The sequence below is a fragment of the Wolbachia endosymbiont (group B) of Pilophorus perplexus genome (genome assembly GCF_964028155.1).
In the GTDB taxonomy this organism is placed as follows: domain Bacteria; phylum Pseudomonadota; class Alphaproteobacteria; order Rickettsiales; family Anaplasmataceae; genus Wolbachia.
On sequence record NZ_OZ034754.1, the window covers coordinates 1,429,629 to 1,443,106 of the forward strand.

Sequence of the window (13,478 nt, forward strand, 5' to 3'; positions counted from 1 at the left end):
TATGCTATAATTATAGCATAGGTTAGTACAAATAGATCGTTATGACAGTTCCAAAAGCAAAAAATAAGCCTTTAGAGTCATCTACTCAGGTGACCGGGCAAAATGAGATGCTCTTCAAGAAGGAACATAAGGAAATTTACGATTACTTTGTAAAAGTATTAGAAGTTAAAGCCAAATTAAAGGAGAGCAAAGGAATAACTGATTATTTTATATTAGCTTATAAGAAGATACTACTAACTAATGTCAATCCGGAAAAAATAAGACCACTCAGTGAAGAGAATTTTTGTCAGTTTTTACTTTCTATATTTAAAGAAGTTAGAGAGAAAAAATTGGCTGGAGAGGAAGATAGTAAAGTAAAGCAAGTAGTAGAGGAATGCTTAGATGATGTACGTGGTACAGAAGCTAAAGATTTACTAATAAAACTTGTTGGGTTCCCATTGGGAATAAAAATAGACCCGAAAAATGTTTCTGGCTCCTTTATGGATGGAGTGAAAGAAAAAATACCATTTTTAGGTGGAGATAAAAAAGAAGAGGATGAACCACTACTTAGTGATCAAGAGATGGTAACAAAGTGCTTACGTAAGGTTTTTCTTCCTATTCTTTTTTCCATTGCTTCAATATTAATTTTTGGTCCTACTACACTTGCGATAGTTGCTGCTGTTATTGGTACAATATTTGCTGTAAAGGGAGGAATTGAAGTTCTTTTTTCAAATAATAGGCCAGGTACTTTATATGACCCTAGCTCACCAGATAAAGATGATACAGAAAAGAGAGCAAAATTGAATGAAAAAATTCGCAAGGGTATTGATGATATTTTAAAAACCCCAATTGAAAGCTCTCTTGAAACAATTGCTGACGGGAGTAAAAAACAACCTACTCCGGAACAAGCTCCTCAGGTGGGAAATAAAGGGGGTGAGCAGCTTACTATGCTTGATGGAAAAATTACTATAGATCAGCCAGCCAAAAGCACAGAAAAGACAGCAGTCAAGTAAGACCTATTTGCCAAAGGTGAATTGTGTAATAGGTCTTTTATTGTTTTATAACACATACAACAGGAGTATGATCAGATGGGTTTTCTAGTTTACGCAACCTATCATCTATGTAACATGTTTCCAATTTATCTGCAGCTTGTGGCGATAGCAGCATATGATCTATTCGCATTCCTTGATTGTTTCTGAGTGAATTACCTTGATAATGCCACCAAGTGAATTGTTGTAAGTTGAGGTGAGATATTCTAAATGCATCTTTAAAACCAAGATTCAAGATCGCTCTTAATTTCTCACGCTCTTTTATATGAAAGCACACTTGGCCATTTAATAAATTTGAATCAAAAACATCAATTTCATCCAGTGCAACATTATAATCGCCAGCTATAATAGTTAACTCTTCATTTTTCAACAAAGTGCCCATCCTTTTATATAGGTTATCAAAAAACTTGAGTTTATACTCAAAAGTATGAGAGTCTGGGCTTTGACCGTTTGGAACGTATACACTTCCTACCCTTACCTTATTATTGGTGTGTTTTATCACACACTCTATATAACGTGCTTCTTGATGACTCTCTACAATATCAATTTTTAATTTTTCCAGTATTAGATATTTAGATAAAACACAAACACCATTTCTTGCAACCTGTCCATAGACAGCATATTCATATCCTAACTTTTCTATCTCTGCATAAGGAAATTGCTCTTCTGTACATTTTATCTCTTGCAGCAAAACTATATCTATCTGACTATCAACTATAAAACTACAAAGTTGGTTAATTCTTTTACGTATGGAGTTTACATTCCAAGTTGCAATCTTTAGCATCAACAATCCTTATTAATTATATCAATTAAACTCTCCCCTGTGGGCAACCTCGATGTTATAATTTTTTTCCACTTGATTAACTTTAAACTATCAGCAATGTTTTTACTCATGGTATATGCAATTGTATTATTCATCACAGGAGATAGCCCACTTTTTAGAACTAATGAACAAAATACCCTTGCAGTTTGTGAGGAAAAAAAAGCAACGCTATCAATTTTACCGTCCAATAGTAAATTTTTACACCTATTAGTTAGACTCCTTTTAGTAATTGTTTTATAGAGTACAACTTCTCTTACGTTAAAACCTTCTTCAGATAATCTTTTTTTTAGGTCACATGATACTTCTTGTCCCCTTATATATAAGAACTTTATTGCATTTGAATAATGAGATTTTATGAATGATATCAGACCATCAACGTTGCTGTCTGCTGAGATTATATCGGAAAATCCCAAATTTTTTGCAGCCTGCATAGTTGAATTACCAACTGTAATAATCGAAAAGTTATCCTCTTTGCATATTTGACTGAAAGCCTTTACACTGTTTTTACTTGTAGATATCACAACATCAAATTCGTGCGCGGATATATCAGGATTTAAGTACTTTATTGTGAATACTGGCTCTATAAAAACTTTGTATCCATATTTTTTTAGCGTGCTTCTTGTGCTCAACGAATCTAATAAAGGCCTTGTCAATAAAATAGACTTCATTCTGGTTTATTTTGCTAGCAGTAAAATGATATCCCTTATACACAAATTATTGAATAAAAATTTTATTTTTCAAGTTTCTTGCATAACCTAGAAAAAAGGCAAAAGAAACTCCATAATTGGCCCAGTGCTAGAAAACTGATCTTAAATAAGCGAATGTTTTTGATCAAATGAAAAAAAGATGTTACTCACTGAGTAACATCTTTTTTAAGAAGATAGATAGTTTTGTTTACTCTCTATATCTTCATTTTTGGAGCTTGATGCTCTACATCGACTTCAGCAGTTACTGTTGAAGAAGGTCCCACCAATTTGTCCAAAGAACCTGTCTTTCTTAAGTCAGCTTGGGTTTTTAGCTTGCCATTTTTCTCAGTGAACATACCATGTTGCGGAGAAGAACTTGGTGAATTGAACCCACTATCAGAATTACGACGGTAACTGGCAAAGCTAGAAGTTGTAGCAGTACTGTCAGTGCTTAAAGAACCCGTTGAATTGCTTCTTGGCGGTTTCTCCGGAGCAACATAAAAACGGCTATTTCCTATCTCCGCAGATTGTATCTGATCCAACTCAGAATCTTGATATCTTATATAAGTAGCTTCCTCTGGCTTTTTGCCACCTTTTAGTGATGGTAACAACTTGCTCCAAAATGAAGTAGGTTCTTTTACTTCCTTATGCTCATTAGGATTTAATAATTCTGCTTTGCTGCTAACAGTACTTATAGAACTCGTTGAACTACTACCTGATAAGCTATTTTCCAGTGAATTCATAGAACTTGCTTTATGCCTTTTTGCTGACTTATTAAGCCTTTCTAAAGTATTAAAACGAGTATGCTCTTCCTTGCATTCTTTAATAACTTCCTTAATCTCATCATGATGTTCAGAAAAAATTTCATATAGGCTGCTATTATCTTTAGCTAACAAATGTTGCAACTTCTTAGCATCTAATTTATTGATAAAATCTATTTGCTGCTTCAATCGGTTGATCAACTGGTCCTTTTTGGCACTGTGTTGACCATCAACAGAATAAGCTTTCTCTAATATTTTTTCCCCCAGCTTAGAAAATATTTTCCTAGTTAAAGCAGAGCTATTCACACCTTTGTCTTCAAAAACTTCCTTGACAAACATTTCCTTTACACTATTAAAACTTCTCGTTTTTTCTTTTGTTTTCAAAATAACAGTTTGATCTTCATTACCTATTGAATATGCGATGCCATCTAAACTAGACACGCTTGCACCACTATCACTCATCTTCCTTCCAAGGTTTTGAATGTTATCCCCCATTTTTCTTAATGTAGAGCTAGCTCTCTCTTGTGTTGCCTGTTTTACAGAACTTGCAGTTTCTTTTACCGAATTCTTGGCATATACAGCACCATCTTTGATTTTTCCGCCAATATGCTTCGCTCCTTCAACTGTTTTTTCTGCTGACCATTTGAGCCCTTTATATCCAGATTGAACTGCTTTTACAGCAACTTTCGCAGCGAAAAATAGAGTAAGACCAACTATAGCACTTGGTATAGCAAGTGTTGCACCAACTGCCAAAAATGGTAACACTGCTGCAAATAATCCACTTGCTGTACCTACTACAAGGGCCTTATCTCCTTGCTTCATCTTGGAGAATTCTGTATCTCCTTTTAACAGATCCATAATTCTGTCTTTTAGCTTCTTGGGATCGTGAATGATATCTGAATTTAATGAAGAATCTTGAATCATTTTAAGATCATCTTGCTTAGTTTCAACAAAATTTGAAGAGTTTTTTTCACTAGGTGACATTTTTAACCTCACTATTAATTAAACATACTAATATTGTATATATCTGATTCTTAAGTTAGGGTTAATTCATCTAACAATGTCCACTTACTCTCAAATGATTTTGCTTGATGTGTTTTTTTGAAAGCACAGAAAATTAGTGATTATTGCAATATAATATCTCGTTTGGATTAGCTATAGTTGAAGCAAAACTCATCCTTTTGAAGGAGTAGATTTTTCCGTAGTCTTAGCAGGAACTGTGTTTGGATCTGATAGTTCTGTTCTGACATATTTGCCTTCTTTATCATATAAATCGCGAAAATCATTCATTTGCACATCAGTTTGAACTTCCACTGTATTAGTCTTTTTTTGATCTGTTGAAGATGATGCATTAACTTCTTTATCTTTAGTAGCTTTTTGTCTTAGTTGTGTATTTTCTTCTTGTAATTGCTTTGAATTTTTCTTTAACTCACCAATCTCTTTTGTTTTTTGCTTTAATTGTTCAGATATCATTAGTTTGTCCCTAGCCAAACTTTTATTTTCCTTTCCTAATTTACTAATTCTTTTGCTTGAAGATTTATCCGCAGCTTGTGTACCTTGGTCTTGTGTTTTAGGAACTGTAGTTTCGTGATTACTTGCCTCGATTCCTCTACTTTCATATTCAGCTTCAGTTGAAGTAGCTACTTTCGCATTTACTTCACTGAACTCATCCGCAAGTGATCTTCCGGGTTCAAGTTGTCGAATTTTCCTCTCTAAATCTTCATTTTTTCTTTGTAGTTCATTGAATTCTTGAGACAATTGTTTCATCTTTTTAGCCAATGTATTGTTTTTCCCTTTTTCTTCCGTCAATTCTTCTACCAACTGCTTTTCGTGATTATCTTGTGAACCTTCTACCAATATTTTCTTGAGATCATTTTCAAAATTTGTATTCTTTTTTTCTAGTGTACTTAACTTAGCTTCACTTTGCTTAAATTTTTCCTGTAGTTCCTCATTTATTCTATTTGTTGACTGAATCTCACTTTCTTTATCGTTCAATTGACTCATTAAATGTGTTATTTTAACATTTTTATCTTTTTGACTTTGTTCTAGTACGGTTACTTTTCGTTCTAATTGCTTAATGTCTTGATCTTTTTTAGCTAACTCTTTTTCCTTTCTTTTCAATTCATCTTTAAGTCTTGTGACTTCTTTTGCCAAATCTTGCTTTTCCTCAGTTAATTTACTTAGTTCCTCATCAACTTCTTGTATTATCTTTGTATTATGGCTTTTTAACTCTGCATTTTCCTTCTTGAGATATGTATTTTCTTTCTCTAATTCCGCTACTCTATCTTCTAATCCTTTCCCTCCTTGTTTATGCTCTTCTTCATCATTAAACGTATCACTTTCAAATACTTCATCTCGTTCGGTAGAAGCTGTAGCTTTACTCCTCTCGTTTGAGTTTTATTACTACAACTCCCCCTAAAGAACCGTGCTTGCAGATTTCCCGCACACGGCTCATCAATATTAGTTTTCACAGTCGTCCCTCTTATGCATATAAAGAAAAATGTATTTTTGGCTTTGGTAATGGATTTACTTCTACGTAGTGTACAAACTGTTCCCAGGTCATACTCTTTTTCTGACTACGCCGATTTATCCATTTAAATGCTAGCTTTCTTACTGATGTGTAAAATTGTTTCAAACACCAATAATTTCCGCTAATACCAAAGTAGTTATAGTGTCCTGTTAATTTAGCCTTCAGTACTTGCCACCAAGCTTTAAGTCGAATACTTCCGCGGACTATTTTCAACCACTCCTTGATTTCTTTTAGTTTTCTGGCTAGATTTAACTTTGAGGTTTTATGTCCCATTATTAATCTACCACGACGACTTTTTGCACCATAGTGCGTAAACCCCAGAAAATTGAAACTTTCCGTCCTTCGTTTCTCTCTTATCGCTTGTTGCCACTCCCTCTTGCCAAACTTTACTACTCTGGTCTTGTTTTCAGATACTTCCAACCCAAATTTATTTAGCCTTTGTTTCAGTAATTCCAGAAATTCTTCCGCGTCTACCTTACTTTCGCAACAAACCACAAAATCGTCGCAAAACCTTATTAGTTGTATATATCCTCTGGATCTTGGTTTAAATTTCTTTTCTATCCATAAATCCAACACATAATGTAAGTATATATTTGCTAATACAGGACTTACTATACCACCTTGGGGTGTACCTTGTTTTGTTGCTTCATAATTTCCAGCTTCGACTATCCCTGCCTTGAGAAACCGCTTTACTAACCACCGCAAATTTGGGTCAGTTATTCGTTCCCTTAGACATCTCATTAGCCATTTATGCTGTATATTATCGTAGAACTTCTTGATATCCACTTCTACAATGTAGTTTATTGGCTTGTACATAACTGCTTTATCTAGTGCATTTACCGCTTGATGACAGTTTCTTCCAGGTCGAAATCCATATGAGCTGTCCAGAAAGTTTGCCTCGTAAATATTTTCTAGTATCTTCTTCAGCATAATCTGTACTAATTTATCCTCGGTCGATGGTATTCCGAGTCCGCGTTTCTCTTTACTTCCAGCTTTCGGTATATATACCCTCTTTACTGGTTGTGGTTGATATTGCTTCCTCTTCATACTTTCTACTAGCACTTCGAGTTTCTCATTCAGATTTTCTCCGTATGATTCCACTGTTATCTGGTCTACTCCACAAGCCTTGTTACGCTTCAGTTCTTTATAACATCTCGCAAGATTCTCTGTATTTATCAGATGGACTAACGATGTGAATTTTAGTCGCTTATCTTGCTTTGCTCTTACTGCTATCTGGTTTAGTTTATTTTGCATGTTATTCCAACCTCCGTTGTATTGGCCTAGCAATCCCTATTCCAGTTACTATATTGCTGATCGCTTCCCCTTGTACGTGGCTTTCCCACATTCTGAGTACTATCAATCAGTCCGACTTCCCCTGCATCTTCCGCTAGTTCTTGCCTTTGTTGACTTGTTCCAGCGTACCTTTGTAGGAATGCATAGGATCTCCCAAGTTCACTTGAAGTCCATTTCAATACATGGCACGGTCTCAGATCCCGATAGAGTGAGTGATAACTTGCCTTTACGCTATCCTTCATGCTGTCTTCCATGGCCATGAAAATGTCGACCTCTATGTCTTCAGGTATTTCGGAACTCAATCCCTTCACTTTCGTTGTACCCTGCATTGTCCATCCCACTAGCTCTATTACACTCGTTACCTCATGCAACATAGTGGTCTGTTCCAAACTGTTGGCTAGACTTTGTTTGTGTTGGATTTTCACCAACTGTTCTCCAAGCACTTCTTGGCGCACCTTGGCGCACCTTGGCGCACCATCACTAACCTCACTACTAATAGACAAAGAACTTCTGCGTGAAGAAGGTGTATTAAGAGAAGAATATCCACTGCTACTTGGTGTAGCTGACTGTGGTGAATCTTTTGTAAATGTTTCATCTGCTGGTGTTTGCTGCTCGTTCACACTTTTGACCATGTCAGTGAAAGTTTGATATAGAGTTTTGCCATTGATAAAAACTTCTTTATTCTGCTCAACTAATTTTAATACCTCTTCTGGGTCAGTTATTTCTCCAAATTTTGGTTCATCAATCACTCTTTTTATGCCCTTAGAATTTACTTCTACAGTCATGCTACAATCTATGCTATTGCCTTTAGAATCCTTAGCTTGCCAGTTAATGGTCATCTCACATGAGCTTGAACCAGTAAAATCATAGTGCCTTTCGCTGCCTTTTTTGGTTGCAGTTATTTGACTATCTTTCCCTAAAGATAGGTTATAAACCTTGCCTTCGTCACTGGCTCTTAAAAGGGTGCTAATCTCTATTGGTTTTTCTTTATTTTCAAATCTAATTTTAAATTCATTATCTTGTGTTGTATATACTAAGAAATTTTCACTTGGTAGAGATTCTGCGAATTTTTTATGTGTTGCATTTATTGATTGCTCAAACTTTTGAAACTCCTCTTTCCACTTTGAACTTACCTGTTCTTTAATGTTCTCATCTTTGTGTAAAGGACCAATAAAGTACCAGATTAAATTTTCTTCTTCTAGTTTTCTGATAAAATCCTGAAAATTTTTGCAAGATTTAATGAAACTTAAAATATCATTTTTCTTTTGCTCATCTACATCTAAACCTTGATTTTCAGCTATAAATAAGTTTTCTTTTAGCATAATTTCTATTTTTAGAGAACTATATTATAATATTAGCATATTTTCTTAAAAAATCAACTAATCTTATAGTTAAATAAACTTGAGTATTTGGCGGGAATGTTATATATTAACCACTCCAAGAAGTGCAGTATGGACAATACTATTATAAGAAAATACGATATTAGAGGTGTGGTAGGCAGAGACCTGCAAATCAGTGATGGGTATGAAATAGGTAGAAAATTCGGTCAAACTGCAGCTAACGTTTGTGTAGGCTATGACAGCAGGATAGATTCACCAAGCATAGAAAAAGAATTAATCAGAGGCTTGATTTTATCCGGTGCGAATGTTATACGCGTTGGGCTCTGTTCTTCACCTATGCTCTACGCTGCAACAATGCAGGCAGATCTTGGGATTATGATCACTGCTTCTCATAATCCCAGAGAATATAACGGCTTTAAATTTTTCAGTAGTAAAAAAGTTTACTCAGATCAAGAAATGAAGGAAATTATAGGCAATACAATTAAAAACAGCACGAAAATTGGAAGCTTAATTAACACGAATATATATAGTGAGTACGTTAACATATTAAAAAATGCGCTCAAGAATAACGCTACACAAAAACTAAAAATAGCTTGGGATTTTGGCAATAGTCCAACAATTGTAAGGTATATTGAAAAAGTTTTACCAAGTCATATACACATCATAACCAATAACTCTATAGATGGGACGTTTCCACTGCATGACCCAGATCCCATAGAAGAAAAAAATCTTGCTCAGTTAATCAGTATTGTCAAGAAAGATAAATGTGATCTTGGTATTGCACTTGATGGTGATGGTGATAGGGTACGCTTGATTGATAATAAAGGTAATGTTGTTTCCAATGATCACTTGTTTATGATTTTTTCACGTGAAGTATTGGCGGAATACCCAAAAAGCAAAGTTATTGCCAACGTAAAAATGAGTATGAAAGTGCATGATTTCGTTAGCAAATTAGGAGGACAAATAATTACCTGTGCCACTGGACACTCACTAGTTAAGAAAAAGATGGTAGAAGAAGGGGCCAAGTTTGCCGGTGAACTGAGTGGGCATTTTTTCTTTTCTGAGCTGGGTTTTGATGATGGACTATATTCTGCTATTAAAGCCATTGACATTTTACTTAAGAAAAACCAAAGCCTATCTGAGGCGATTGAAGATTTACCAAAGTTATATATCACTCATGAAGTGAAAATTGTGGTGAAGGATGAGAAAAAATTTCAAATAATTGAATCAATCAAGGAGACACTAAAGCAGCAAAACATTGTATTTTCAGAGCTTGATGGAATTAAGGTAACTGATGATAAAGGTTGGTGGCTTCTTAGAGTATCAAATACGCAAAACTGCATAACAGCAAGATGTGAAGGAAATACCTTAGAAGATTTTGAACTCACTAAAAAAGTTTTGTTTTATTACATTGATGAACTAAAATTATACATTTAAATTTTTTTGATGATTTACTTATTCGTCAATGTTTGCAGTTTTGTTTGATTAGTAATAGGAATTGGTAACCTATGGCTCACTGCTGTGGATAATAGCTGTCTAGGCTAGTTTAGCTATAGAAAATCAACACTCACTTTTCTTTATTGTTTTGAGGTTTTTCTTGATCAACCATTTCCTCACCAATCTCTTTTATTTTTAGTATCAATGACTCTGGTACATACATGTTAATTACTTCTTCTGTTGTCACAAATAAAGCCTGATAAGAGTGTGAATTTATTATCCAATTGGGCAATATGTCTTCTGCGTCTATTTTAGACTCTCCCTCTTTTTTATCATATACTGTGTGGCAATATAAGTGCACAGCAAAAAATAGTACATAAGAAAGCAATATTCCTCTGAGTGCTCCGACAAAGATTCCAGTAACTCTATCCATTAATCCCAACCTTATAGGTGATAATATGTACATTAGCCAGTTATTCATTGTCATGAATGTAAGATTAAGTATAATAAATACAGAGATTGTAGAAAGTATGTTTTGTGTAACTTTAGAGTTAAAATACTTACTATAATTTATAATAAAAAAATCATAGTAACTAGCTGTCAAAAAGACTGATAAGAGCAAGAACATTAATGCACATAGCTCTTTTATAAAACCTCTAGTTATCGATATTATTACACACAAGACAATAATAAAGATAATTAGGCTATCGAAAAACATATTTTGTATCTATATGATTTTCAAGATATAATAGTTGTAAATAACAAAGTTGTAAAATTAATTGTATTGATATTTTATCAGCTGGTCTAAGTACCGGGCAATCATATCAACTTCTAAATTTAGGTAATTACCTGTTTTATTATGCTGAAAAGTTGTGTTTTTCCATGTATAGGGAATTATATTCACAGTGAATTCTTGATCGACAACTGAATTTACTGTAAGGGAAACTCCATCTAGCGTTACAGAACCTTTTTTTGTAATAAATTTAATTAATTCTTGTGGGCATGATAGTCTGATTTCATGAGATTCTAAATTTTGATTGATTGTTAAAATTTCTGTTGTGTCATCCACATGACCCTGAACCAAGTGGCCGTCAATTCTGTCACTCAGTTTCATTGCTTGTTCTAGGTTTATTTTTTTTCCTATTTTCCACATATTTAAGTTAGAAACCTTCATAGTTTCTTGAGATACTTGAACTGTGAATACATTGCTCATTATGTCGACAACAGTTAAACACACTCCGGAGCAGGATATTGAATCTCCTTTGTTTATAGAGGATAAATTTTGTGTCTCAATATGGAAGATTTGATCAGAGTTAGGGTGGATAGTGATATCAGTTATAGTGCCAATATCTTGGATAATTCCTTTAAACATGCAATAAAATAAATAATTATATCACAAAAGATCTTATTTGTTAGATGTGCAAAGGAAGATCTTTTTCACTTATCTGCTCAATAGATTCTACAGAATATTCAGAATATAGAAAGTAAGCCAGGTTCAAAACGCACAGTGTAATTAATATCGGTAACCCTATGTTTAATGTTAGACCGATACTTTTCCTTTTTTCTGTTGGCACCAATTCCTTTAAAATTGACACTTTTCCCAGCGGCAAGTGCCATAGCCAGAGTGCTGATATAGAAGCTGCTACTAAAAATAGACAAAGATAAGTCTCTTTCGAGGAAAATACAGTTTTTAATGGTGATTTGAGCCCAATATTAGTAGGCAATCGAGTTTTAGCTTCATTTGTTTTTGGTAAATGTTCTACAGCTTTGCTTGGCAAAATTTCATGAGAAATATTTCGAGGCTGTGGAGAAGATTGTATAGGAATGCCCGAAACTAATTTGAGCAATTGCACTGTTTTTCTATATACTTGCTTTTGTAAGTATTCTTTACCTAGAAGTGAGTTATTAGGAGGTTGTGGCCTTTTGAGTACCTCTAGCACTTCTGATATCTCATCTGATTCTAATACTTCATGTAATTGTTTATCTTGAAAGTAAACAATATTAAATATTAAGTTGAAAATATTGTGAAATGTCTCTGGGTCTTGATTTTTATATCCATTCATCACTTCAATAAATATTTCATCGAGTTTTTTTTCTCTACGCTCAATCTGGTTATCTATCATAGCTACTCTAGCATCATTTTGAGCTTGTTTTACGATAGATTGTTTTTCTTCTTCTGATAGTTCTTGAGCTTGCTTTTTTGACTTCTTTTTTCTGTTAGTTTTAAAATAATCTGTGTGCGACCTGGTTTGACCTATATCCCGCTCTGTTTCTTGAGGGACTAAATTTCCTATACTACCCTCTGTTATCCGAGTGGCTGACACTGGTTCTTTCTCTTCTTGGTCAAGTGCTGGAATAACACCAGGTGGCATATTGTTACTCTGTATAGAAAATTTGGGCAGTTGTGGGAAAAAGAATTGTGCCGTATTAAAAAAATTGAATGGCTGAAAAAGAGACCTAAACCAGGAAATATTTTCATGCATTGTAGCAACAATTACTGGTGCACGTGTAATTTGCTTTCTGTTACTTGCTATATTGTAGCCAAACGAACCTTGCACAATTTGTTTATCTTGCGTGTTTCTTTTTTCAATCACATTTTCGTTTTTATTTTCAGTTTCTTCTATTTGTAATGTATCTTGACTTTGCTCCTCACTTTTGGCTTTTTCTACATGTTTTAGCTGCTTATTCAAGAATATCTCGATTTGTTGCAAGCTATTGAGGTTGATGTTTTTAACGTTTGTTTGTAGCGTTATCGTTATGCCCTGCATGAGGATTTGAATTGGAGCATTATTTATGAATTCTTCTACAGTTTTATTAGCTTTATGGTAGTTATTATATAATTCTTCACTTTCTTTTGCTACTTTTATATTGGCTGTGAAGTTTTTCTCCTGAGAAAGGCTGGTTTCAAAAAAGTCAATCAAATGTTTTATTTGAGGTAATATTGTATTAGGGTTTACCTCTGTCAGTAGCTTGAGCTTAAATGAAAACTCTTGCGTATCACTTGTAATATTTTTTGAGCGAATGGTGCTAATCTCCAGCACTTCATTAGAAAATGCTTTACTTATTTCTTTAGATCTATCCTTAAAAAACTTAGGTAAACCCTCAATTTCGTATTTTTTCTTAGTTTCTATGTTACTACTATGCATGAGTAAATTTTTTAATGTAGAGTGAAATAAAAAACATAATTAGTCAATAAATTAATAATTATAGCACTCTTACATAATAGTAGCGTGTTGGATTCAATAAGAGCAGAAAAAGTTACTTTACAAATCTCATCAATCTTCTTATCATAACAATAAGAGTGTTTATCCTTGTTTTTAATCTCTGCAGATTTAACAACAAAATTCAGTAAAAAACTCAGGTATATATTGGCAGATTACATAAAATTATAGCGGCTGCATGTCTTTTTTATTTTTTCTACATTCAGCCAAAACGCGCTTTAAATAAGCGTTAGCACATTATTACAATGCCGATTTACATTATTATAGGGTCAAAACTCACTACTGGGGGATTCTTTTGCCTTTTTTTCGCTTGGTGAATTTTTTAATATTCTGGATTAGTTAGTAGTCCTATAGAGATA

12 protein-coding genes are annotated in these 13,478 nt (G+C 34.0%); 2 read left to right on the forward strand and 10 right to left on the reverse strand.

Annotated elements, in window-relative coordinates; genetic code table 11:
• The first annotated feature begins 41 nt into the window (after positions 1-41).
• Complete coding sequence (locus ABWU28_RS06895) at positions 42-992, forward strand: hypothetical protein (RefSeq protein WP_353275200.1); 951 nt, start codon at positions 42-44, stop codon at positions 990-992.
• Positions 993-1,029: 37 nt separating this feature from the next.
• Here ABWU28_RS06895 and ABWU28_RS06900 read toward each other — a convergent pair whose 3' ends face one another.
• From ABWU28_RS06900 to ABWU28_RS06930, 7 genes are all read right to left on the reverse strand, one after another.
• On the reverse strand, positions 1,030-1,812 hold the full coding sequence (locus ABWU28_RS06900; protein ID WP_213863914.1) for an exodeoxyribonuclease III: 783 nt from the start codon (positions 1,810-1,812) through the stop codon (positions 1,030-1,032).
• A complete protein-coding gene (locus ABWU28_RS06905) occupies positions 1,812-2,519 on the reverse strand; it encodes a uroporphyrinogen-III synthase (RefSeq protein ID WP_264376735.1) in 708 nt (235 codons plus the stop codon). The genes ABWU28_RS06900 and ABWU28_RS06905 overlap by 1 nt, the downstream gene beginning before the upstream one ends.
• A gap of 233 nt (positions 2,520-2,752) precedes the next feature.
• Positions 2,753-4,282 (reverse strand): hypothetical protein, encoded by a 1,530-nt coding sequence (locus ABWU28_RS06910; RefSeq protein WP_052264853.1) that lies wholly within the window; start codon positions 4,280-4,282, stop codon positions 2,753-2,755.
• A gap of 189 nt (positions 4,283-4,471) precedes the next feature.
• The gene (locus ABWU28_RS06915; protein ID WP_353275203.1) at positions 4,472-5,452 is read right to left on the reverse strand and encodes a hypothetical protein; all 981 of its coding nucleotides are present in this window, start codon (positions 5,450-5,452) and stop codon (positions 4,472-4,474) included.
• Positions 5,453-5,586: 134 nt separating this feature from the next.
• The gene (locus ABWU28_RS06920; protein ID WP_353275205.1) at positions 5,587-5,769 is read right to left on the reverse strand and encodes a hypothetical protein; all 183 of its coding nucleotides are present in this window, start codon (positions 5,767-5,769) and stop codon (positions 5,587-5,589) included.
• Positions 5,770-5,780: 11 nt separating this feature from the next.
• Positions 5,781-7,082, reverse strand: a complete 1,302-nt coding sequence (gene ltrA, locus ABWU28_RS06925; protein WP_353274935.1) for a group II intron reverse transcriptase/maturase — start codon at positions 7,080-7,082, stop codon at positions 5,781-5,783.
• A 26-nt stretch (positions 7,083-7,108) separates the two neighbouring features.
• Positions 7,109-8,443 (reverse strand): hypothetical protein, encoded by a 1,335-nt coding sequence (locus ABWU28_RS06930; RefSeq protein WP_353275207.1) that lies wholly within the window; start codon positions 8,441-8,443, stop codon positions 7,109-7,111.
• Positions 8,444-8,572: 129 nt separating this feature from the next.
• Between ABWU28_RS06930 and ABWU28_RS06935 the strand changes: the two genes are divergently transcribed.
• Positions 8,573-9,898, forward strand: a complete 1,326-nt coding sequence (locus tag ABWU28_RS06935) for a phosphomannomutase/phosphoglucomutase (protein ID WP_029237536.1) — start codon at positions 8,573-8,575, stop codon at positions 9,896-9,898.
• A gap of 130 nt (positions 9,899-10,028) precedes the next feature.
• Here the strand turns inward: ABWU28_RS06935 and ABWU28_RS06940 are convergent, their stop codons facing one another.
• Genes ABWU28_RS06940 through ABWU28_RS06950 form a run of 3 tightly spaced genes read right to left on the reverse strand, consistent with a single transcriptional unit; the run spans position 10,029 to position 13,044 of the window.
• On the reverse strand, positions 10,029-10,616 hold the full coding sequence (locus ABWU28_RS06940; RefSeq protein WP_007302502.1) for a CvpA family protein: 588 nt from the start codon (positions 10,614-10,616) through the stop codon (positions 10,029-10,031).
• 57 nt (positions 10,617-10,673) lie between these two features.
• Positions 10,674-11,270, reverse strand: a complete 597-nt coding sequence (locus ABWU28_RS06945; protein ID WP_007302503.1) for a riboflavin synthase — start codon at positions 11,268-11,270, stop codon at positions 10,674-10,676.
• A 40-nt stretch (positions 11,271-11,310) separates the two neighbouring features.
• Entirely contained in the window at positions 11,311-13,044 is a 1,734-nt protein-coding gene (locus ABWU28_RS06950; RefSeq protein ID WP_007302504.1) for a hypothetical protein, read from the reverse strand.
• Positions 13,045-13,478 lie beyond the last annotated feature (434 nt).